The organism is [Actinomadura] parvosata subsp. kistnae (assembly GCF_900323885.1).
Classification (GTDB): Bacteria; Actinomycetota; Actinomycetes; order Streptosporangiales; family Streptosporangiaceae; genus Nonomuraea; species Nonomuraea composti.
Window position 1 is genome coordinate 72,323 of the sequence record NZ_OOHJ01000006.1, and the last position, 20,660, is coordinate 92,982.

Annotated in this window: 21 protein-coding genes; 8 read left to right on the forward strand and 13 right to left on the reverse strand. The window is 70.8% G+C overall.

Features of this window, described 5'->3' with window-relative positions; genetic code table 11:
* Nucleotides 1-16: 16 nt before the first annotated feature.
* Both KIS93_RS03960 and KIS93_RS03965 read right to left on the reverse strand, forming a co-directional pair.
* Complete coding sequence (locus KIS93_RS03960; protein ID WP_186403621.1) at nucleotides 17-745, reverse strand: hypothetical protein; 729 nt, start codon at nucleotides 743-745, stop codon at nucleotides 17-19.
* Nucleotides 732-1,247: a SigE family RNA polymerase sigma factor gene (locus tag KIS93_RS03965; RefSeq protein WP_186403622.1), complete on the reverse strand. Its 516-nt coding sequence runs from the start codon at nucleotides 1,245-1,247 to the stop codon at nucleotides 732-734. Before KIS93_RS03965 ends, KIS93_RS03960 begins: the two co-directional genes overlap by 14 nt.
* Nucleotides 1,248-1,377: 130 nt before the next feature.
* Between KIS93_RS03965 and KIS93_RS03970 the strand changes: the two genes are divergently transcribed.
* On the forward strand, nucleotides 1,378-2,286 hold the full coding sequence (locus KIS93_RS03970; RefSeq protein ID WP_186403623.1) for a hypothetical protein: 909 nt from the start codon (nucleotides 1,378-1,380) through the stop codon (nucleotides 2,284-2,286).
* 207 nt (nucleotides 2,287-2,493) lie between these two features.
* On the forward strand, nucleotides 2,494-3,468 hold the full coding sequence (locus KIS93_RS03975) for an SMP-30/gluconolactonase/LRE family protein (protein ID WP_186403624.1): 975 nt from the start codon (nucleotides 2,494-2,496) through the stop codon (nucleotides 3,466-3,468).
* A gap of 777 nt (nucleotides 3,469-4,245) precedes the next feature.
* Here KIS93_RS03975 and KIS93_RS03980 read toward each other — a convergent pair.
* Together KIS93_RS03980 and KIS93_RS03985 are read right to left on the reverse strand one after the other, a co-directional pair.
* Nucleotides 4,246-4,692 carry a hypothetical protein gene (locus KIS93_RS03980; protein ID WP_222107228.1) on the reverse strand — a complete coding sequence of 149 codons (447 nt, stop codon included), beginning with the start codon at nucleotides 4,690-4,692 and terminating at the stop codon, nucleotides 4,246-4,248.
* 676 nt (nucleotides 4,693-5,368) lie between these two features.
* Nucleotides 5,369-5,860 (reverse strand): glycosyltransferase family 39 protein, encoded by a 492-nt coding sequence (locus KIS93_RS03985; RefSeq protein WP_186403626.1) that lies wholly within the window; start codon nucleotides 5,858-5,860, stop codon nucleotides 5,369-5,371.
* 391 nt (nucleotides 5,861-6,251) lie between these two features.
* Between KIS93_RS03985 and KIS93_RS03990 the strand changes: the two genes are divergently transcribed.
* Nucleotides 6,252-6,488: a hypothetical protein gene (locus tag KIS93_RS03990; RefSeq protein WP_186403627.1), complete on the forward strand. Its 237-nt coding sequence runs from the start codon at nucleotides 6,252-6,254 to the stop codon at nucleotides 6,486-6,488.
* A gap of 151 nt (nucleotides 6,489-6,639) precedes the next feature.
* Here KIS93_RS03990 and KIS93_RS67250 read toward each other — a convergent pair whose 3' ends face one another.
* The 7 genes from KIS93_RS67250 to KIS93_RS04020 all read right to left on the reverse strand — a co-directional run bounded on the left by KIS93_RS67250 (nucleotide 6,640) and on the right by KIS93_RS04020 (nucleotide 13,416).
* Nucleotides 6,640-6,765, reverse strand: a complete 126-nt coding sequence (locus tag KIS93_RS67250) for a hypothetical protein (RefSeq protein ID WP_281261942.1) — start codon at nucleotides 6,763-6,765, stop codon at nucleotides 6,640-6,642.
* A 20-nt stretch (nucleotides 6,766-6,785) separates the two neighbouring features.
* Nucleotides 6,786-7,145 (reverse strand): hypothetical protein, encoded by a 360-nt coding sequence (locus KIS93_RS03995; RefSeq protein WP_186403628.1) that lies wholly within the window; start codon nucleotides 7,143-7,145, stop codon nucleotides 6,786-6,788.
* Between the two features lie 214 nt (nucleotides 7,146-7,359).
* Nucleotides 7,360-9,564 (reverse strand): transglycosylase domain-containing protein, encoded by a 2,205-nt coding sequence (locus KIS93_RS04000; RefSeq protein WP_186403629.1) that lies wholly within the window; start codon nucleotides 9,562-9,564, stop codon nucleotides 7,360-7,362.
* A gap of 111 nt (nucleotides 9,565-9,675) precedes the next feature.
* Nucleotides 9,676-9,876 carry a hypothetical protein gene (locus KIS93_RS04005; protein ID WP_186403630.1) on the reverse strand — a complete coding sequence of 67 codons (201 nt, stop codon included), beginning with the start codon at nucleotides 9,874-9,876 and terminating at the stop codon, nucleotides 9,676-9,678.
* On the reverse strand, nucleotides 9,873-11,360 hold the full coding sequence (locus tag KIS93_RS04010; RefSeq protein ID WP_186403631.1) for an alpha/beta fold hydrolase: 1,488 nt from the start codon (nucleotides 11,358-11,360) through the stop codon (nucleotides 9,873-9,875). The genes KIS93_RS04005 and KIS93_RS04010 overlap by 4 nt, the downstream gene beginning before the upstream one ends.
* Before the next feature lie 132 nt (nucleotides 11,361-11,492).
* Complete coding sequence (locus KIS93_RS04015; protein WP_246005170.1) at nucleotides 11,493-12,434, reverse strand: hypothetical protein; 942 nt, start codon at nucleotides 12,432-12,434, stop codon at nucleotides 11,493-11,495.
* A 97-nt stretch (nucleotides 12,435-12,531) separates the two neighbouring features.
* Nucleotides 12,532-13,416, reverse strand: coding sequence for a LysR family transcriptional regulator (locus KIS93_RS04020; RefSeq protein WP_186403632.1), 885 nt, complete (start codon nucleotides 13,414-13,416; stop codon nucleotides 12,532-12,534).
* A 70-nt stretch (nucleotides 13,417-13,486) separates the two neighbouring features.
* Between KIS93_RS04020 and KIS93_RS04025 the strand changes: the two genes are divergently transcribed.
* Both KIS93_RS04025 and KIS93_RS04030 read left to right on the forward strand, forming a co-directional pair.
* Entirely contained in the window at nucleotides 13,487-14,671 is a 1,185-nt protein-coding gene (locus KIS93_RS04025; RefSeq protein ID WP_186403633.1) for an MFS transporter, read from the forward strand.
* Nucleotides 14,672-14,776: 105 nt separating this feature from the next.
* Complete coding sequence (locus KIS93_RS04030) at nucleotides 14,777-15,961, forward strand: chymotrypsin family serine protease (RefSeq protein WP_186403634.1); 1,185 nt, start codon at nucleotides 14,777-14,779, stop codon at nucleotides 15,959-15,961.
* 6 nt (nucleotides 15,962-15,967) lie between these two features.
* Here KIS93_RS04030 and KIS93_RS04035 read toward each other — a convergent pair whose 3' ends face one another.
* Complete coding sequence (locus KIS93_RS04035) at nucleotides 15,968-16,276, reverse strand: ArsR/SmtB family transcription factor (protein ID WP_240973605.1); 309 nt, start codon at nucleotides 16,274-16,276, stop codon at nucleotides 15,968-15,970.
* Nucleotides 16,277-16,389: 113 nt separating this feature from the next.
* On the opposite strand from KIS93_RS04035, the gene KIS93_RS04040 reads away from it, so the two are divergent.
* The 3 genes from KIS93_RS04040 to KIS93_RS04050 all read left to right on the forward strand — a co-directional run bounded on the left by KIS93_RS04040 (nucleotide 16,390) and on the right by KIS93_RS04050 (nucleotide 19,359).
* Nucleotides 16,390-17,559, forward strand: a complete 1,170-nt coding sequence (locus KIS93_RS04040; RefSeq protein WP_222107229.1) for an MFS transporter — start codon at nucleotides 16,390-16,392, stop codon at nucleotides 17,557-17,559.
* A 70-nt stretch (nucleotides 17,560-17,629) separates the two neighbouring features.
* Nucleotides 17,630-18,340 (forward strand): dienelactone hydrolase family protein, encoded by a 711-nt coding sequence (locus tag KIS93_RS04045; protein ID WP_186403635.1) that lies wholly within the window; start codon nucleotides 17,630-17,632, stop codon nucleotides 18,338-18,340.
* Nucleotides 18,337-19,359 carry a TolB-like translocation protein gene (locus KIS93_RS04050; protein ID WP_186403636.1) on the forward strand — a complete coding sequence of 341 codons (1,023 nt, stop codon included), beginning with the start codon at nucleotides 18,337-18,339 and terminating at the stop codon, nucleotides 19,357-19,359. The genes KIS93_RS04045 and KIS93_RS04050 overlap by 4 nt, the downstream gene beginning before the upstream one ends.
* Before the next feature lie 428 nt (nucleotides 19,360-19,787).
* Here the strand turns inward: KIS93_RS04050 and KIS93_RS04055 are convergent, their stop codons facing one another.
* Nucleotides 19,788-20,654, reverse strand: coding sequence for a TIGR03621 family F420-dependent LLM class oxidoreductase (locus KIS93_RS04055; RefSeq protein ID WP_246005171.1), 867 nt, complete (start codon nucleotides 20,652-20,654; stop codon nucleotides 19,788-19,790).
* Nucleotides 20,655-20,660: the final 6 nt, after the last annotated feature.

Sequence of the window (20,660 nt, forward strand, 5' to 3'; positions counted from 1 at the left end):
CACGCCCTCATGCTCGTCAGTCCGTCGAGGTCAGGCCCTCGGCGATCTTGCGCAGCTCCCGGTCGACGGCTTCGGAGGTGCGCAGGTCCTTGGCGTAGACCGGGCTGAACGAGATCTCGGCCCGCCGCCGCTCGCCCATGTCGAGGAACAGCGTGGGAGTGCCCTTCATGCCGTCCTCGCCGACGTTCTGCACGACCATGTAACCGGTGCGGTCGCCGATGACCACCTCCTGCCCCTCTCCCTCCTGCCGGTGAATGCTGATGCGGTCGTCGACCTCCAGCACGGCCTCGTCCTCGAACACGTAGATCTGGACGCAGTAGAAGCCGTGCTTGTCGCCCTTGTAGTCGTAACCGGTCGAATAGCTGTCGCCGAAGTCCACGGACCAGTTCTGCCACCGCAGCCCCTCGGGCAGATAGCCCACCTTGACATGCCCGAACGCCTTCCCGTCGCCCAGGTCCCCGAGATCCTTCTGCGTCGGCCTGCCCGTGGGGGGCAGGTCGTCGACGGCGGGCGGGGGCGGCGGTGTCTCGGTGACGATCGGCGCCGGCCCGGAGCCCGCGACCGCCGCCAGATAGAAGGGGGCGGCGCCGGCGACGGCCACGGTGGTGGCCAGCGCGGCCAGCACGCTGCGCCTCCTCCTCCGCCTGGCGGATCGCATGACCCGCAGCCCGAGGTCGGGCGGGACGTGCAGCCCCGCGGTCTCCTCCGCCATCAGGTGGCGGATGCGGTCCTCAAGCGCGGCCATGGCCGACCACTCCTTCCACGGACTCCTCGCCGAGCGCCGCACGCAGCTTGACCAGCGCCCTCGAGCACTGACTCTTGACCGTCCCGATCGCGCAGCCGAGCACCTGCGCCGTCTGCTGCTCGCTGAGGTCCTCCCAATACCGCAGGACGACCACCGCACGCTGCCGGGGCGGCAGCGCGCGCAGCGCGTCCATGAGCACCTCGCGCAGGTCCACGTCGTCCGAGCGCGCGGGGGTGTCCGGCAGCACACGCACCGGGATCATCCGCAGGATCGCCCGGCGGCGGGCCCGGCTGATGGCGGTGTTCACGATCACGCGGCGCACATAGGGCTCGGGGCTGTCGTGCCGTACCTTGTTCCAGTTCCTGTAGGTACGCTCCAGCGCCGTCTGCAGCAGGTCCTCCGCCTCCGCCCGGTCCCCGCAGGCGAGGTGGGCGAGCCGCAGCAGGGTCGTGGCCCTGGCCGCCACAAACGCGCCGAAGTCATCCTCCGCGCCGCCGCTCACGGCGCTGTCTCCCGTTTCACGCCCCCTTATACGCCTCGGCAGTCCGCAAGGTTGCTCGTGTGTCACAGGCAACCTTCAGGGGCGCCCGAGCGTAGTGAGAGGCGTCACATCGCAATCACGGAGGATGCACATGAAGCTGGCGACCGCACCGGGGCGGCGGCTGATCGTCGCCGGGACGTGCCTGGCGGTGGCTGCCGCCGCGCTGCCGGCGCTGCCGGGCCTGGCCGAGTCACCGGTGACGCGGCTGGCGGCCGCGTCGACGCCGCAGGGCACGTACTGGCACACCAGGGTGTTGTCCCGCCGCGACAACTTCCGGCAGGTCGGCAGCCGCGCGAACCCGTACTGGGTGGTTCAGCAGCGGCTCATCGAGCAGTGGCACACCACGGACGGCAGGGGCTGGACCGGGTACCGCGAAGCGGGGGCATACCCGAAGAGCGCCAAGGACCGCCAGGCGTGGCAGCGCGACGGCTCGCCCGCCAAGTGGACCCGCGACGTGGTGGGCCAGACCGTGGTGCTGTCCACCCGGCCGACCAGGGGCCACGTCACCCCAATACGCGGCCAGAACACCCAGTTCTTCCTCCTCGGGCAGTACCTGACGTACGAGGAGGTGCAGCGGCTGCCCGCCGACCCGGCCGCGCTGAAGGCCTGGCTGACGAAGGCCGCTCAGGTGCGAGCCGGCAGAGACACCGATTCCTTCATCGCCGGCCTGCTGCCCGACCTGCTCTACCGCCTCCCAGCGCCGAAACAGGTCCGCGCCGCGGCCTACCAGGTGCTGCTGACGCTGCCCGGCGTGCACGCCGAAGGCGCCGCACGCGACGACCTGGGCAGGAACGGCACCGCCCTGTCGATCGACCAGCGGCAGGCCACCGGTCCGAAGGACGAGCAGGGAAAGATCACGAGGCGGCTGATCGTCGACACCGCCGGCATGGTCCTGCTCTCGGACGCGCAAAAGGCCGAACGGCCGGGCGTCGACAACACTGATCTCGTCCTGCACGCCGGCTGGACGAACGCCGCACCCGCTGTTCCTGCTCTGCCTTGATGGGGCGGCTTCTGGCGCGGGCTGTGTACTGACGGTTGGCTGTCAGTTCACCAGTGCGACCGCCTTTACCTTGTAGATCTTGTTCGTCGTCGCCCACTGATCGGCCGGACCGTCCACGTCACGGAGAGACGGCCTCACCCAGGCCCGTACCCGGCCAGTCATCGAACGGATTCGCGCGAGCCCCCCGCGGCGTAGCGTACTCGTCTCGTGGAGACTCTGAGGCGATGGCGGGTGACGGCGGCCACCGTGGTGACAGCGGTGTTGGCGGGCGTGTCGGCAGGTCCCGCCCATGCCGACCCCCGCCGGTACACCTTCTCGTACACGATCGCGGGTGAGCGGGTCTTCCCCGAAGGGGTCGTCGCCGACCAGGCGCGCGGCGTGTTCTACGTCAGCAGCGCCTACGACGGCACCATCTACCGCGGCCGGGCCGGTTACCAGCGACTGGAGGTCTTCCTGCCTGGCGGCGCCGATGGGCGCACGCAAGCGCAGGGCCTGCGCCTGGACCCGCGTGGCCGGCTGTACGTGGCGGGCGGCGCCACCGGCCAGATGTGGGTCTACGACACCAGGACCCGATCCCTGGTCCGCCGCTTCGACACCGGCCTCAGGGAGGACGTGCTGGTCAACGACGTGGCGTTGGACCCCGCGGGGAACGCGTACTTCACCGACTCCCGCACGCCGGTGCTGTGGCGCTTGCCGGCCGGCCAGATCCGGCCGTCCGCCACGCCAGCCTCCGCGGAACGCTTCCTCGACCTGACTCGGACGACGGTGCGCTACCAAGAGGGCTTCAACCTCAACGGCATCGCCCTCGCCCCCGGGCGGCGCTCACTGCTCACCGTCCAGTCGAACACGGGCAAGCTGTTCGCCATCGCCCTGCCCGGCGGCCGGGTGACGGAGGTGCCGGTCGAGCAGGGGCCGCTGACCGGAGGTGACGGCCTCACCTTCACGGGGAAGCGGCTGGTCGTCACGCGTTCCGCCCCGGACCGGCTCGACACCCTCACCTTGGGCACCGTCAAGGCGCGCGTGGTGCATTCCTACACCGACACCACCTTCCGTTTCCCTACCACCGCCGCGGTCCTCTACAACCGGCTGCTGGTAGTGAACGCGCAGCTCGACCAGGACCCCGACAGGCAACCCGAGCTGCCGTTCAGCGTCAGCGCCGTTCCTCTGGAGAAGCTCGGGTAGCCGGTGCCCGGCAGGTCAGCTCCCGCGCCAGCCGGACGACCCCGCGGAACTTGCCGCCGGCCTCCTGCCGGGCTGCTCGCGAACACTCGATCATGACGTCGCCAGCCCGTGCCCTTGAGCAATCGGGCGAGGTCGTCGAACACCGTCCGCCGTCCACCCCGTCGTCCAGGTGGGCGATCAGCGTCTTCGCCTCACTGAAGGCCAGACCCCGGGAATCGAGCCAGACGGCCAGGCACGTCGTGACCAGCTCAGCCTGTCACGAGAGTGACACAAGACCAGCAGGTCGTCGGCGTATCTTGAGCCACCGGCCGACCGGCCACCGAGAGGGGAAGGTCCCCAGCGAGGCGAGGAGGTGATCGTGGCTGAGCCGATCGAATGCCGCCCCCAGGTCCGCATCGAGCACCCATAACCGTTCAGCCAGCGTCCTGCTCCACCCGTCCTTGTTCACCGCGGTCGCCGTCACGGCGCTCCACTGGTCACGCCACACGAACTGAACGCAGGCCCACCGGCGCGCGCTCGCCGTCAGCACCACGCTCACCCACGCCTGACACTCGCTCTCCCTGAGAGCTCATCCCCTGCCGGGAGAGCGGCAGCCCGAGCCGGCGCTCGACCTGCCCAGCAACGCCATCCTGGCGGCGGGCACCGTGGCCCTGCCGGCGATCGCGGCCCAGCGGCCGCGCGCACCCGGCCAGCCCCTTCGATGAGGGCAGGCACGGGCCCCATCGTCCGGCGCGGTCAGGTTCTCGATATCCGGCTCCCGGACGTTGTCCGGTGCGGTCACCGCACTTGCGCGACCCGTTCGTACAACGACAGTTGCCTGGTGCGGAAGGACCAGTGGGCGGTCCGCCGGAACCGCCTGTCCTGGCGCATCTCCACCGCGTTGCCGTAGCTCGTCGCCCCCTCCACCACCCAGACACGGGCCATCCGCCCGGCCGCACGACGGAGCTGTGCGGGCGGCAACTCGCCGAAGAACCGGTCGGCGTGCAGGCTCCATGTGTCCAGCCCGGCGACGGAGCCGGTATAGGGCAGCGTCGACATCCAGTTGCCGGCGGGAACGTAGAGCACGCCGTCACCGGGCCGGGCATGCGTCCGGAGCGCCTCGGCCAGGCCGCGCAGGTTGTCCGTCCTGCTGAGCGGCAGGCGAATGGCCGCCTGTGCCGGTCCTGTGAGCACGACGAGCACGGCCAGCACCGCCGCTGGGAGCACCTGACGGGCAGCCGGCACCCGCGTGCCCGCCCAAGCGGCGACATGGGTGATCCCTGCCCGGCAGCCAGGGCGAGAGCGGCCACGCTGTGCAGCGTGTAGCGCGGGTAGAAGATGGGCTGAACGCTCAGCGAGATGGCGACCATCAACCCGCCGGGAATCAGCAGCCACGGCAGGACGACCATCGGCACAGTGAGCCGGGCCAGAGCGGGACGCCCCGCCGAGGCGGCCGATGGGGCAGAGCCGAGAGTGACGCCGAGCGGCTTCAACGGCTGTGCCGAAAGCCGGGTCGACAGCTGTGCCGGCCGTGGTGGCCCTGCCATGGCGCCGGCCCTGGTATCCGGCGTCGCACGACCGGCCGTCGTCGCGGATGTCCCGCACGGTACGGGCCGCGGGCGTCGCCGGCACACGCCCGCGACCGCGAGCGCAAGAACGACGGCGATCACCACAGGGTTTCCGCCGAAGATCAACCAACCCAGGTGCCGGACGGTCGCCAGGTCCGGCCGGGGAATCCAGGAGACCAGCCCGAACTGAGCACGAGCCGCCAGAGCCAGCGGAGCCACGACCGTGCCCGCGATCGCGGCGGCGGCGATCCAGCGCCGCCACACCGCCGGCGACGACCTCCGCCACAGCAGAACGGCTCCGTGGGCCGGCAGGATGAACAACGCATACAGGTGCAACCAGGCGGCGACCGTCATCAGCACCGTGTAGGCCGCCGCGGGTGCCGGCGATCCCGTCCGCTGCCGATCGCCACCACGAGCAGGTACGTGGTACTGATCAGCAGAGCGCTCACCATCGCGTACTGGCGAGCTTCCTGCGCATACCGGCTCACCACAGGCAGCAGGGCGTAGATCAGCCCGGCGAGCAGTCCCGCCGCTGGAGAGAGCAGCCGGCGGCCGAGGGCGGCGAGCACGGCCGCTCCCACGGTTGTGGCGAGCACGGAGGGCAACCGCATGGCGATCTCGTCCGTGCCCGCGATCGAGGCGACGAGGTGGAGCAGTACGTAGTACAGGCCGTGCACCAGGTCCATGTGCGCCAGGATGGCCGGCAGGTCAGCCAGCGGACGGCTGGCGATCGACACGGACACGCCTTCGTCGGCCCAGTAGGAGGGCCCGTCGATCCGCCACAACCCCAGGGCTCCGGCGAGGGCTGCCGGACCGGCCAGTACCAGCGCGGAGGCGGCACGCACCCGCCTGCTCAATGTCGTCCCCCTCACGGCCGCGGCATCGTGCCGGCGGGTACCACCGTCACGAACGTCCACAGCGTGGCAGGCCGGGGCACGACGCCGTATCTGTCGGATGACCGGTCCTGGGGGCACGGCCGCGGCCGCCGACCGGTAGCCTCCGCCGCACGGTGCGCTCACGGCGGCCTCACCGGCGGCTGCGTACCCGGCTGCGCCCGAGGGCATGACGGCGTCCCCGATCACTGGCGTCCTGGCGGAACTCGCGCGGTGACCTCAACCTCATGGAGAGGGTCGCCCGCTGGGACGAGCAGAGCCAGCCGATGGTCAAGTCCGTCGTCGCCGCCGTCCTGGACTCCGGTTCCGAGGACGCCACGGACCTGCTGCTGGCATCGCCACCATGGAGCAGCTCACGATCGCCGGCCTGCGCGGGCCGGAGCACGGCACCACGCTGGCGTCGGTGCTCGGCCGCTGCGGCCTCGACCGGGGCGACGCCCACATGGCGGCGCCGGCCGACGCCTCCGTGTGCCCGATCGTCACTCTGGAGGCTCCCATTGGGCGCAGACGGCCGGCGCGTTCGACAAGCGGCGGCACAGCATCGAGATCTCCGACCCGCCCGGTCATGAGGCCGATCTGACGCCGTTACGCCTGCCGCAGGGGTTCCCGGGCGAGGTCGAGCAGCGCCTTATTCGCCTCCGCCATCCTCCGGAACTCCCCAGGGTGTTGCCCGATGACGCCGAACTGGACACGGCGTCGGCCTCGGCCCAGATCGGAATGAGGTTCGTCTGCTACTTGCAGCGCATGTCCGCCCGCGCCACGGTCCGCTCCCGCTCCGACGGCTGCGCGGTCTTCCACCACGTGGCGTCACCGAACGCCTCGAACGGGCCGGGACAGCGGTAACCGGCCTCCTTCATACAGGCGCTCCGCTTCCGGATCACGGCGACAACCTCGGTTTCGCGCTGGGCCGCCTCGAACGCCTGCGAGGAGTACCGGTTGAGCGGCTCCAGCCAGTCCTGGGCGCCGCGCCCGTCACCTGGGCGCGGGCGCGACCCCGGCAGCCGCCGTCGTGACCTTGCGCGCCGTCGAGGGCCAGTTTCTCCTTGGGCGGGAGCTTCTCCCCAGAGGCCCACACGGCGTCGCGGCGCGCCTGCGCGGGCGTGGGCAACGGCAGACGGTAGCCGTAGCGGGTGGCGTCTCCGGCGTCCATGATCCCGTAGCGGCCCGTGTGGGGCGGCCTCGTCCCCGCGGCCACAGGCGCGGGCAGGCTCAGCCAGGTCAGCCCCTGCTCGCGCATGCACGCACCGATCAGGATGTCCTGCGCGGCCTCGGTGGTGCGGATGTCGAACTGCGAGAGCTCGTACTGAGTCCTACTGAATGCCGGGGTTCCCGGACGGACTCCAACATCAGGAGCCGGCGCCGACCGGCCGCATCTGTCACGTGACCGGTCATGATCACCGGGGATTTCCCGCTCATGCTCCCGAAGCCCTGCCCGTCACCGGAGTCGTCCGTCATCCTCCGTCATCTGTCGCTGGCGGGGCGGTGCCCTCGCCGCCACGCCCGGCACCGTCGTCACCGCCCTCGTCATGGGGTTCATCGCGGGGTTCGGCGGGCCGCACCGGCCGGCAGTTCGAGCCGCAGCCGCCGAAGCGGGCGCTGTTGACCGGGGTGAACGGGGTTTTCGGGGTGCCCTTGAGCGCGGCCATCATGGTGTCGTTCCAGATCGGACCGGGGATCGTGGCGCCGAAGACCGAGCCGTAGGAGCGGCCGCCGATCGTGACGTCGTTCAGCTTGTGGTCCTGCGCGCCGCGCGGGTCGCCGATGCTGACCGCGCCCGCCAGGTCCGGGGTGAACCCGGCGAACCAGGCCGTGGCCTGCGCGTCCGTGGTGCCCGTCTTACCGGCGGCGGGCCGGCCGATGCCGCCGACCCCGCTCATCGTGCCCTTGGTGAACACGCCGGACAGGATGTTCGCCGCGGCATCGGCCACCTCCGGATCCAGGGCCTGCTCGCAGTCGGACTTGTAGCGCGTCACCTTGCCCTCGCGGTCGGTGATCCTGGTGATGGCCATCGGCTTGCAGTACTTGCCGCGCGCACCGATCGCGGCGTACGCGGTGGCGACCGTGACCGGGTCCATCTCGTTCGTGCCGAGCGTGAACGTCTCGTACTCGGTCAGGTCCAGACCATCGGAGCGCTTGATGCCCAGCGACTTGGCCGTCTTGATCGTGTCGCACAGGCCCACTCTGCCCTCCAACTGCACGAAGAAGGTGTTCACCGACTTCCAGGTGCCGGTCGCCAGGGTCAGGAAGCCGCCGCCGCCCTCGTCGTTGGTGACGGTGTGGGACGGGTCGCCGATGTTCTGACCCTTGCAGTTCTTGAACGAGGAGTAGGAGGGCGCGGTGTAGCCGCCGCCCACGGAGAACCCCTCATTGATCCTCATGCCCTTCGACAGGGCGGTGATCAGGGTGAACGTCTTGAACGTGGAGCCCGCCTGGAAGCCGGTGCCGCCGCCGTGCTGCCGGTCGGCCACCAGGTTGTAGGAGCTCTCTCCTTTGCCCGGGTCGTCGGCGTACCTGCGGCTGGCGGCCATCGCTCTAATGGCGCCGGTGCCCGGCTCGACCAGTGCCTCCGCGGCGACCGGGTGATCGGAGGCGAACACGCGTCTCTTGATGGCGCTTTCGGCGGCCTTCTGCATCCTGGGCTGCAGGGTGGTGCGGATCGTCAGGCCGCCACGGTTCAGGAGCTGGCTCCTGGCCTGTGCCGTCGCGCCGAAGGCGGGATTGCTGAGCACCTCGCTACGGACGTACAGGCAAAAGTACGGATATTTGCTCTCTTCGCATCCGCCCGGAATGGGAGTGCCCTTGAAACCCAGCTTCTCGGCCTTGGCCGCGGCGGCCTGCTCGGGCGTGATCTTCTTCAGCTCCTCCATCCGGTCGAGCACCACGTTGCGCCGCGCCAGCAGGTTCTCCCGCCGCTCCTTTCCCTGGCTGGGGTCCGTCGCGAAGGGCTGCTGCACGGCGCCGGCCAGCGTGGCCGCCTGGGCCAGCGTCAGCTCCGAGGCGCTGACGCCGAAGAAGCGCCTGGCCGCCGCCTCCACACCGTTCGCGCCCGCGCCGAAGTAGGCGATGTTGAGGTACTTCTCCAGGATCTGGTCCTTGGTGTACTTCTCCTCCACCGCCAGCGCGTACCGCAACTCCTTGAGCTTGCGCGCGTAGCTGGCCTCCAGGGCCGCGTTCTTCTCCTGGTCGGTGCTGGCGGAGTTGAGCAGCACCTGCTTGACGTACTGCTGCGTGATGGACGAGCCGCCCTGGGCGATGCCGCCGGAAGCGAGGTTCTTGGCGAGGGCGCGGGCGGTGCCCTCGATGTCGATCGCGCCGTGCTCGTAGAAGCGGGAGTCCTCGATGGAGAGGATGGCCGTCTTCATGACGTCCGCCACCCGGTCGAGCGTGACGCTTTCGCGGTACTGCTCGTAGAACCAGGCGATCTCGTTGCCCTTGGCGTCCAGGACGGTCGTGCGTTCCGCCAGCGGAGGCTCGGCAAGCTCTTCGGGCCTGATGTCCAGGCTCTCCGACGCGGAGACGAACAGCGCCCCGGGGCCCCCGACCACCGGCAGGGCCATGGCGGCGACGATCACACCGGCCGCCGCCGCGGCCACCGACAGTCGTGCGACACCCGACCATCGGGAACGCGCGGCAGCGGCCCCTGCCCGTGGTGACATGTGAGCGGCTCCTCGATCCCGGGCCTGAATTCATGACTGAAGAGCGTTTTCCGGCCGGGGGTGTTGTGCGAGGAGGCGAATCGCGGCACGGCCGATGCCTGGAGGCCGCGGCTACCCTGCGGCGATCCTGCGGAAGGTCTGCTCGTCGGAGGGCTGCCGGCTCTCGCCGGTGTTCAGCTCGCCGCGATGGCTGAACGCGGCCTCGCCCGTGCTGATGAAGACGTCGCGCAGTTCGAGGGTGCCGCCCGGCGCGACGATGGTGCCGGGGAGAAGGCTGAACGCCGGCGCAGAACCTCTGATCGATTGGTTCACCACAGGTGCGTCCCGCGGATCGCCGCAGCCCGGGCTAGCCTTGAGGGCTCTTCCGCCGGGCAGCGGTTGGCCGTGACAGGGGTGGCCGGCGAGATCAGGTAGCCGTCCATCACCTTCGTGGTGCACTCGGTCATGCCGTACACGCCGTGGCCCCAGCCCTCGTAGGTGAGCAGCGTGGCCTTGGAGCCGAGCTGGCGGGCCACGTTGGCCGACCACTCATACGGGGTGTCGGGGTCGTGCTTCGAGGTGGCCACCAGCAGCGGGGTGCTGCCGAGGTAACGCAGCCGGTGCTGCGGGTTGCCGACCGGGTGGCCCTGGCAGATCGGCATGTCGCCCATCGGCATCGGGTTGTAGCGCATGTCCGGGGCGACCGCGTTGGAGGCGCTCATCACCTCGGCGTAGTGGGCGTAGTCGCGCAGCCCCAGGTTCCAGTCCTGGCACAGGATCGCGGTCGGCAGCTCGGCGGTCTCGCCGCCCACCTGCCAGTTGCCGGGCGGGCCCGGCATGTCGTCCGGCACCGGGCCGCCGTCCAGGGCGAGCAGCACCTGGGCCTCCAGCCGCCAGGACGGCGCCTCGTTCATGATCACGCCCAGCCACAGCAGGTTGTGGGCCGGCACCGGGCGGCCGTCGCCCGGCCACAGCAGCTCGCCGCGCTCGGCCTTGTCCAGCAGGCTCTTCCACAGCGCGCGCACGTCCCGGCCGTGCAGCACGCACTCCTGGCTGCGCTCGCACCAGGCGACGAACTCCTCGAAGCTGTCCTGGACGGTGGCCGCCTCGGTGACCTGGAACGCCTTGACGTCCAGGCTGTGGTCCATGTTGCTGTCCAGGATCATGGCGCGGATGCGGTGCGGGAACAGCTCGGCGTACATCTGCTGGGCGAGCGTGCCGTAGGAGACGCCGTAGGAGGTCAGCCTGGTCTCGCCGAGCGCGGCGCGGATGGCGTCCATGTCGCGGGCCACGTTGACCGAGTCGAGGTGATCGTACAGCGGGCCGGTCCGCTTGCGGCAGTCGTCGCGCAGCTTGCGGTCGAAGGCCACCCACTTGTCGTAGTCGGCCTGGCTGGTCATGACCGGGTACGGCATCTCGTTGTAGACCGCGGCCGAGCACGTCACCGAGCCGCTGCGGGCCACGCCGCGCGGGTCGTAGCTGACGATGTCGAAGCGCCGCTGGATCTCCTCGCTGAAGCCCGAGGGGCGCAGGATGTCGTTCACTCCCGAGTTGCCCGGCCCGCCGGGGTTGGTCAGCAGGGACCCGATCCGGGCGGACGGGTCGGTGGCCTTGCGCCGGGCCACGGCCAGGGCGACGGTCGGCCCGTACGGCCGGGACCAGTCGATCGGCACGGCCAGCGTGCCGCACTCGACGCTCGGCTCCTCCTCGCACGGCCCCCAGGTGATGCCGCGCCTGCCGATCTCGTCGGTGACGTCCTCTCCGGTCGTCGCCGCGCCGGCCACTCCCGCCATCGGAGCGGTCAACAGCGTTGCCATCGCCACGAGGGCGGTGGTGAACAGGGACATTCTTCTTGGCACGTTTCTCCTCATTGTTGACCGGCCGTGGCCGTGTACGCGAGCGCGTCGCTCGCACCAGTGACGCCAGACACCAGGGCCGCCTCCTGTAGGTCAACCCTTGGTCCCGCTCCAGCCGCTCCCTTCCCTGAGGGCGGAGGGCTCGGGGTCGAGGTGGCCGAAGACCTCCTGGGCGGAGGTCACGCTCCGCCGCAGCGCCCGCTCCAGCAGGCCGGCGTCCACGGCCAGGCGTTCCAGCTCCGGTACGGCGAACGCGTCGGCCCCCGTCTCGGCCACCAGTTCCTCGTACTGGTGCACCCGCCCGCGCAGCTCCTCGACCTGAAGGCGGGCCTGGAACGCTCGGTCGGCCTCGGACACGTGAGCGGCGTACCGTTCAAGCGCCTCCACGCGGGCCAGCACCGCCTCCTCGCTCAGGTCCAGCGCACGAGTGAGCGGCAGGACCACAGCCTCGGCCTCGGGTGTGAGCCCCTGCGAGACGGTTGCCCCGTGCATGGCGCGCACGGCCGACAGCTTGGCCAGCAGGCGAGCGATCTCCCATTCCTGCGCGGGCAGCATCACCGCGTTGCGCACGTCATCGAGCAGGCCCTTGGCATTGACCTCGGAGGCGGTGACGACGAAGATGGCGCGCCGGGCGCGGGTCAGCAGGCGCCCGGCGGACGCGTCGAGATCCTCGACGAGCACATAGTGGCCCTCGTAGCAGCGCAGCAGCGAGAACAACTTCCGCTCGTGCTCGAACTCGTCATCCTCATCCTTCGGCCGACGGAAACACTCGATCAGAGACGCGATCAGCAGGACGAAGGCGAGCGGCACGAGCGGCAGCAGGAACAGGCCCAGGCCCGTGAGCCCCAGAATCAGCAGCACGCCGGGGATGGCCGCCAAGCCGAACGCCGCGATCATGAGGTACTGGCCGCGTCGGGACGGTCGTCGCAGCCCGGGAGTCCAGCCCCGGCGCGACTTGAGCAGGACGTCCCGGCTCTCCCTCAGCGACTGGGCGTCTTTCGGCGGCACCCGGGGGTCGACGATCACATCCGCCATGAATCCGGATCCTCGACGCGGGTTTCGGCGGGCGCGGCATGCATGCAGGAACCTTCCCCCAGAGACCGGGGCGGGCGAATCTGTCACGTGACTGGTCTCAGGACCCCGGCCGCAGGACCGTTTCGAGGAAGGCGTGACTGACGGGGCCCAGCGGGCGGGAGGCGGAGGCGGCCAGCGCGACCTCGAACTCGGCCGGGAGGTCACGTACCCGCAGGAACCGCACGCCGGACGCGTCGCGGGCCAGGAACCCGGGCACGAACGCGACCCCCAGCCCGTGCCGGACCAGGTCGAGGATGGTGGACAGGTCGTTCATCTCGAAGGTGACCCGCCGCTTGAGGCCGGCCGCGGCGTAGGCGGCGTCCACGGCGGAGCGCACGCCCCAGGTGAGGGGGAAGTCGATCGTGTTCTCGGCGTTCAGCTCCGCCAGCCCGACGGTGTCGCGCCCGGCCAGGGGGTGGCCGGGGTGGCAGGCCAGCAGGATGGTCTCGGTGCCGATCGGGTGCAGGACGAGGCCGGGCAGGGCCGAGGTCACCAGGAGGAAGGCGAGGTCGAGGTCGCCGTCGTGCAGGCGCTGGGCGTGGTCGGCGAGATCGTGCGCGCCCGTGCCCTGCAAGTGGATGGCGACCTGGGGGTGTCCGGCGCGGAAGCGCGCCAGGTGGGTGGCGATGCCGGTGGGCGCGTAGCCGTACAGGATGCCGAGGTTGAGTGTGCCGGTCAGGCCGCTGCGGATACGGGCCAGCTCCTGGCGGGCGGCGGCGACGTCGTCGAGGATGCGCCGCGCCTGGTGGAGCAGGGCGTGACCGGCGGGGGTGAGCTCGACGTGCTGGGTGGTGCGTACGAACAACGCCAGGCCGAGATCGCGTTCCAGCGCCTTGATGGAGGAGGAGACGCCGGACTGCACGATGTGCAGGCGGGCGGCGGCACGGGTGAAGTTCAGCTCCTCGGCGACGGCGACGAAGTGCTCCAGCCTGCGGAAGTCCATCTCTGTTTCTGCTCAGCTCATCGGGTTTTCATGTTGGACGGAGATCGATGATGTCTCCACAGTGGGTGCCGTGTCCAGAACGTGGCGGCCCGTGGCGGCGGTCAGCGCCTGTTACGCGGCCGGGATGGCCGCCAACACCGTGCCCACGCCGCTGTATCCGCTGTACCAGCAGCGCGACCAGTTCGGCGTCTCGACCGCGACGCTGGTCTACGGCGTGTACGCGGTGGGCGTGCTGGCCAGCCTGCTGCTGGCCGGCCGGGTGTCCGATCGCGTGGGGCGGCGGCCGGTACTGGTCGTCTCGGTGGTGGTGCAGGCGCTCGGCGTCGCGGCGTTCGTGCTGTGGCCGGGCCTGGCGGGGCTGCTGGTCGCGCGAGTCCTGTCCGGGCTGGCCGTGGGTCTCCTCACCCCTGCGGCCAGCGCTTTCCTAGCCGACCTGTATGCCGGTGCGGGCCGGGACCGGGCGGCCAGGACCGGGACGGCGGCCAACTTCGGGGGCTTGGCCGCCGGGCCGCTCATGTCCGGGGTCCTGGCGCAGTGGGGACCGGCGCCGCTCGTCCTGCCCTATCTGGTCTACGCGGCGCTGCTGGCCCTGGGCCTCGGCGGGTTGCGGCTGGCGCCGGACGTCAGGCCCGCGTTGCCCGGATGGCGATACCGCCCGCAACGGCCGGCGGTGCCGGAGTCGGGCAGGGCCGTGTTCTGGGCTGCCGTGTGGGGCAATCTGCTGGCGTTCGCGGTGCTGGGCCTCTATGTGGGCATGACGCCCGCGGTCCTGGCCGCCATCGGCCGCGGCGGATCGCCCGCGCTCACAGGTTTGGCGGTGTCCGCGGTCCTGGCCGCGGGCACGGCGACCCAGCTCTCCTCGGCCTGGTTGCGGCGCACCCGCCCGGTCGTGCCGTCCCTGGTCCTGCTGTGGTGCGGGCTCGCCCTGGGAACCGTCGCCGTCTGGGCGTCGGAGCTGGTGACGTTCCTGATCGGCGGGGTGTTGTGCGGGGGCGGCGCGGGATTGTTGTTCAAGGTCAGCGTGGCGGCGGGGATGGCGCAGGCGGAGGACGGGCGCGACCGGGCGGGCGTGCTGGCCACGCTGTTCCTGGCCGCCTACGTCGGCATGTCGATCCCGGTGATCGGGCTCGGCGTGGCGACCCAGCACACCGGTGCGCGTATCGCGCTGACGGGCTTTGCGGCCCTGGCCGCCGGCGTGCTCGCCTGCGTCGCGCCCGGCCTGCTGCGGGGGCACGCGCCGGACGAGCGCCGGTGAGCTCGCGCAAGTACCGTCGCGTGACTGATTCGCCTCACCCGTGCGTTCGCCGACCATCGGCAGCAACGACTCGAGGAAGGTCGGAAATCCATGCCTTGTCGTACGTTGACGATCACCGTGGCGCTCGTCACGGGATTGTCCTTGTCCACGGTGCCGGCGCAGGCCGAGCCCGAGGATGTCGCGACCATCGCTGACGAGCAGGCGGCGCTGGCGCAGGATCTGGGCACCGTCGCCGCCGACGAGGGCCTCACCTTGGAGGAGGCCACCGCCCGCTACGGCTGGCAGGAGGATTTCGTCACCTTCGCCAACCATCTGCAGGACACCTATCCGGACGAGTACGCCGGCGCCGCCGTGACCGATGACGGGGCCGCGTGGGTAGCGTTCAAGGGCACCCCTCCCGCCGAGGCGTTCGCACGCGCGTCCGGCGTCCCCGCCGGCGTCCGGGTCATCGCCGACAGGGGCTTTTCCGAGGCCGAGCTGAACAGGACGCTGACCGACACCTACTACGGCATCCGGGCCCGGACGGACCTCGTCGCCGACACCGGCGGCGACTACGACGTCGAGACCGGCGTGGTGACCATCGAGGTACAGCCGCAGGCGGGGCTGACCGCGGCGGCCCGGCAACACCTGAAGGGCGACCTGCAGCCGGTCCCCGTGCCCGGCTCCCCCATCCAGATCGACGTCAACGTCGTCGACCAGGTCGAGCAGGCCACCGAGGCGTACGTCAGAGGCGGCGGTTACCTGGATCTCCCTGACGACGGGATCTGCACCACCGCGTTCACTGTCAAGTTGCGCGACGGCGGTTACGGCGTCTCCACCGCCGAGCACTGCGGCCGGGGACAGACGCTGCGTTACCTGAATCACGGCAGTTCCGCCTACACCACGATCAAGTGGAAGGGCGGCAACGAGAACATCTTCGGCGACTTCGCCTGGTACACCCGCGGCTCCTACACCGCGGCCAGGACGTATTTCTGGGACTACAACAAGACCCGCTACGTCGACCAGGTGAAGCGGCCGGTGAAAGGCATCAAGATCGCCAACTTCGGCCGGACGACCGGCTCCAAGCATGCCAAGGTCTACAAGGTCAACATCTGTTCGGGCGTGGCGTGCGGCCTAACCGCGATGACCAAGGCGGGCACGCGGGGCGGCGACAGCGGCGGACCGTGGTACTGGGGCGGCACCGCCTACGGCATCCACCGGGGGCGGAAGAAGATGGGCGGCACCTGGCGTGCGGTGTTCACTCCCGCGCTGGCGCTGGCGCAGACGGAGAATCCGGTGTACGAGCGGTAGCCCGCCTCACCGCTGGGGTCTGGGCGGGGTGGCGGTGAGGATGGCGGACAGCAGGCCGGGGAAGCGGCGCTCCAGGTCGTCGCGGCGCAGGCGGCTCGGGCGGGCGGTGCCGTCGATCCGGGTGGAGACCAGGCCGCTGTGGCGCAGGATGTTGACGTGGTGTGACACCGTCGAGACCTTCACCGGTAGATCGAGTGCGGTGCAGGTGGACTCCTCTACCTCGGCGAGCAGCCGGACGATGCGCAGCCGCATCGGGTCGGCCAGCGCCTGCAGCACGGTGGCTACGTCGATCTCGTCGAGGTCGGGCTGTGCCATCCACGTTTCCATCGCGCCCCTGTCATGTCCGATGACCGTCCTGTTTTACGATATCCATCGTAGCTCTATTACGATGAGTGTCGTAATTTCCGACGTATATCGGAGGAGGTATCGTGACCTCGCCCTCGCGCACCGCCCCGCGCACGCGCTGGCGCCTCCACGCCGCGGTGCTGGCCTTCGGCGCCTTCGCGGTCGGCACCGATGGCTTCGTCGTCGCCGGGCTGCTCCCCGCCGTCGCCACGTCCCTGCACGTCACCGTGGCCGCCGCCGGCCAGCTCGTGACCGTGTTCTCCGCCTCGTACGCGGTGCTCGCACCGGTGCTGGCCGCCCTGACCGCCTCGTGGCCGCGCAGGAGGGTGCTCGTCACCGCTCTGGCGGTGTTCGCGGCGGGCAATGCGATCACCGCGCTGGCCCCGTCGTACGGCCTGGTCCTCGGCTCGCGAGCGGTCGCCGCCGCCGGAGCCGCGCTGTTCACCGCGACCGCGAGCGCGACGGCGGCGCTGCTGGCCGGTGAGCGGGAACGGGGCCGCGCGATCTCGTTCGTGATGCTCGGCGTGACATCCTCGCTGGTCCTCGGCGCCCCGCTGGGCACGTTGATCGGCGGCCTGGCCGACTGGCGGGCCGCGATGTGGCTGGTCACGGCGCTCGGCCTGCTCGCCGCCCCCGCCATCTGGCTGCGCCTGCCCGGGGCGGCCGGGCGGGGCGACGGCGACCTGCGCGCCTTCCTCGCGCCGCTGCGCGACCGGCGCGTCGTCACCCTGCTGGGCGTCACCGTGGTGGCCTTCACCGGTATCTACCTGCCCTACACCTACGTCAGCGAGATCTTCGCGCCCGCCTGGGCGGGCGGCTCGGGGCTGGCCGTCCTGCTGCTGGTCTACGGCCTGTCCGGAACGGCCGGCAACCTCACCGCCGGGCACCTCGCCGACCGGCACGGCCCCCGCCGCGTGGTCGTGACGGTCATGCTCGCCCTGGCCGCGGCCTTCGCTCTCATCCCGCTCGGACGCGGCACGTTCGGGACGGCCGTGGTGACCATCGTGGTCGTCGGGTTCCTGTCGTTCTCGGTCACGACGCCGCAGCAACATCTCGTCATCAGCCTGGCCGGGCCAGGCGCCGGGCTGGTCACCTCGCTCTACCAGTCGGCCGTCTACCTGGCCGTGTCGCTGTCCGGAGGGGTAGGGGCACTCGCCCTCGAGGCGTGGGGGGCAGCCGGCCTGCCCTACCTGGCCGCCGTCCTGATGCTGGCCGCCGCGGCGACGAACGCCACCCGCGCCGGGCGTGCCTGACCGGCGGCGGGTGCAAGATCCAGTCGCTTGACGGATTCGGGGGCGCCGCGGCTGCCTGGAACATCTGAGGATGCGAACCCGCATCGACACCCTGACCACCGGCGACGGCTCGTTCGACGCCTACATCTGGCTGCCCGCCTCCGGGACCGGCCCCGGGATCCTGCTCCTGCAGGAGATCTTCGGCGTGGGCCCGTACATCGAGAAGGTCGCGCGCGACCTGAGCGAGCTGGGCTATGTCGTCCTGGCCCCCGAGCTGTTCTGGCGGATCCGCCGGAACTGGCGGGGCGATCACTCCGAGCAGGGCGTGGCCGAGGCGCTCGACCTGTCGCGCGACTTCGACTTCGCCCAGGGAGTGGCCGATTCCGCACTCGCCCTCGCCCACCTGCGCGCCCTGCCGGAGGTGCGGGGCGGGGTGGGCTCCGTGGGCTTCTGCCTGGGCGGCGGACTGAACTACGCGCTGGCCGACACGATGGACGCGGTCGTCTCCTTCTACGGCTCCACCGTCCCGGCCGCCGCGGGCGACATGAGCACGATCAGCTCGCCGCTGCTGCTGGTGTTCGGCGGCAAGGACGAGTACATCCCGCGCGACCGCGTCGCCGTGGTCGAGGAGGCGGCCCGCGACCTGGCGAATGTAGAGGTGTACGTCGCCGAGGAGGCGGGGCACGCCTTCCATAACCACGAGGCGCCGATGTTCTATCACCCCGAAGCGGCCGCCGCCGTCTGGAGCCGATCCATCGGCTTCCTGGGCACCCACCTGCCCGTGATCGCGGAGGGATCATGATCCTGCACACGGGAGCGGCACTGGCCTTGGCAGCCGTGCTCGCCGCGCCGCCCGCGCAACCATCGCCAGGTGACCTGCCCGGCACGACGGCCAAGCTCGTGGCCGACATGAGCGGCCGTCCCGTCCAGCTCAGCTTCTACAGGTACCTCGCCAGGCGGGGCTCCCGCCCGGGACAGCGAGCCTGGGATCCCGAGAAGCGGGCATTCGTCACGATCAACGGCCTGACCAGCGTCTCAGTTGGCGACGGTGGGCGAAGCGCCGCAGTCACCGTCTCGCCCGACGAGCGCTGGCAGGCCATCCACCTCCAGTACCGTCCCAAGCGCCCGCCCGCGGTCCGCATGGCCGACCGCAAGACCGGCAGGACCACCGAGGTTGAACTGCCGGTCGAGGCCGACCCCACCGGGCAGGGCCAGTACCTGAACACGCTGTGGCCCACCTGGTCGCCGGACAGCCGCACCCTGCTACTCAACGTCTTCGCGCCCGGCGCGGAACCCCGGTCGGAGGGCATCGTGCTGATCGACGTACCCTCGCTCAAGGCCCGCTTCGTCCGCATCGAAAAGGCGCTGATCACCATCGGTGGGTTCCAGTGGACCCGCGACAGCAAGGGCGTCGTCGTGCGCTGGGGCAAGAACGGCAGGTCCTCCATCCGGCAGTACGACCTCAACGGCGTCGTGCAGCGCACCTGGAAGGTACGCGGCCGCCCCGCCGACCACGGCCTGGGAACCTTCTCCCCTTCCGGCCGGCGTTTCCTCACCGCGTGCCACGCCCTGGAGTCCTCGGCCTGCGTCTGGGACACCGCCACCGGCAAGGCCGTCACCCGCATCAAGGTCGCCCACCGCTTTCCCGTCTTCGGCTGGTACGACGAGGAGCACCTGCTGCTGCCCGTCCGCGACGGCTACGGCGTGACCGACCTCAAGGGGAAGGTCACGGAGACCCTGGTCAAGGTCGGCGCCAAGGAGATGTTCTTCCCCCGCTTCGACGCCCGGGCCGTGAAGCGCGCGTCCTCCGGCCGCCCATAGGCGAACAGGCCGACGGATGTCCATCCCGCCGGATCGAGACCGGTGCCGCGGATCACGAAGGAGACGCAGCCTCCTGCCACTACACCGATCACGGCACCGGCGACCGCCTGGAGCGGGATGCGCCCGTCCGTGCCGCCGGTCCGGCGATGGATCCGTACCGGCGTCACGACCGCGGCCGTCAGCGCGAAAGCGGCCACCCCGATCCAGGCGCCGAAGTCCAGGAGGCAGAGGGGGCCCCACAACACGCCGGTGGCGCCCGCGGCGTGTACGCCGGTGGCGATGGGGCGGGACGACGGCAGTGGAGGAAACCTTGGCGAGCCGTGAGCAGTGGTGACATGCACGCAAGGTGAAGACCGCGCAAGCGACCATGGGTCCGTCACACGACCGGACCCGGGGCATGAAGGGGCCGGATGAGCAGGGCCGGCGGCTCAGCGCAGCAGCTCGATGACCGCACCCATCGCCTCCAGCCCGCCCTCGTGCACGGTGACGTAGCCGAAGCCGAGCCGTTCGCGGTTGAGCAGGATCTTGTCGGCGATCTGCCGGGCGGTGCCGACCATCAGGCTCGGCATCTCCGCCCGCTCCTCCACACTCAGGCCGGGCGCGAAGTGGGCCAGCTTCTCCAGGGCCGCCCTGCGCTCGTTGGTGATGACGACGGCCGGGACGGTGCTGTTGAACTCCACCTCCCGCCCGTCCAGCGCGGCCCTGACGAACTCGACCCGCTCGGTCAGGTCCTTCAGCCCGGCGAAGACCGGCAGGCCGCTGCCGTCGTGAGCGGATGAGGCGGCGCCGTTGAAGCCGATGATGTCGGCCTCACGGGCGGCGAGTCGCAGCAGCCGGTCGCCCCGCCCGGCGATCATGATCGGTGGTCCCGGCCGCTGGGCCGGGCGCGGCTGGGACCCGGGGTCGGCGAAGATCTCGCGCAGGCGCGAGACCATCCGGCCCAGTGCCTGGACCCGCTCGCCGCCGGTGCCGAACGGCAGGCCGGCCGCCTCGAACTCCTGCCGGGCATGCCCGGCGCCGAGCCCCACCTCCAGCCGTCCGCCGGTGAACACGTCGGTGGTGGCGATGTCCCGCGCGGCCAGCGCGGGCCGGTAGAAGCCGGCGTTCAGCATGTATGTGCCCACCCGTACCCGCTCGGTCGCCTCGGCGGCCAGAACGAGGGCCGGGAAGGGCGACGGCATCCCCAGATGGTCGGCCACGGAGATCGTGTCGAAACCGAGCGTCTCGGCCTTTTTGCACTTCTCCACCCATTCGCGACGGGTGGCGGGCAGGTGCAGGGCGACTCCGAATCTCATCGTCAT

Coding starts and splice junctions, on each gene's coding strand:
- KIS93_RS04035 (WP_240973605.1), bottom strand. CDS start 16,276: ATGGCACAGCCCGACCTCGACGAGATCGACGTAGCCACCGTGCTGCAG.
- KIS93_RS67250 (WP_281261942.1), bottom strand. CDS start 6,765: ATGAAGGAGGCCGGTTACCGCTGTCCCGGCCCGTTCGAGGCGTTCGGT.
- KIS93_RS04010 (WP_186403631.1), bottom strand. CDS start 11,360: ATGGCAACGCTGTTGACCGCTCCGATGGCGGGAGTGGCCGGCGCGGCG.
- KIS93_RS04015 (WP_246005170.1), bottom strand. CDS start 12,434: ATGGCGGATGTGATCGTCGACCCCCGGGTGCCGCCGAAAGACGCCCAG.
- KIS93_RS03960 (WP_186403621.1), bottom strand. CDS start 745: ATGGCCGCGCTTGAGGACCGCATCCGCCACCTGATGGCGGAGGAGACC.
- KIS93_RS03990 (WP_186403627.1), top strand. CDS start 6,252: ATGGAGCAGCTCACGATCGCCGGCCTGCGCGGGCCGGAGCACGGCACC.
- KIS93_RS04020 (WP_186403632.1), bottom strand. CDS start 13,416: ATGGACTTCCGCAGGCTGGAGCACTTCGTCGCCGTCGCCGAGGAGCTG.
- KIS93_RS04000 (WP_186403629.1), bottom strand. CDS start 9,564: ATGTCACCACGGGCAGGGGCCGCTGCCGCGCGTTCCCGATGGTCGGGT.
- KIS93_RS04055 (WP_246005171.1), bottom strand. CDS start 20,654: ATGAGATTCGGAGTCGCCCTGCACCTGCCCGCCACCCGTCGCGAATGG.
- KIS93_RS04050 (WP_186403636.1), top strand. CDS start 18,337: ATGATCCTGCACACGGGAGCGGCACTGGCCTTGGCAGCCGTGCTCGCC.
- KIS93_RS03970 (WP_186403623.1), top strand. CDS start 1,378: ATGAAGCTGGCGACCGCACCGGGGCGGCGGCTGATCGTCGCCGGGACG.
- KIS93_RS03995 (WP_186403628.1), bottom strand. CDS start 7,145: ATGCGCGAGCAGGGGCTGACCTGGCTGAGCCTGCCCGCGCCTGTGGCC.
- KIS93_RS04045 (WP_186403635.1), top strand. CDS start 17,630: ATGCGAACCCGCATCGACACCCTGACCACCGGCGACGGCTCGTTCGAC.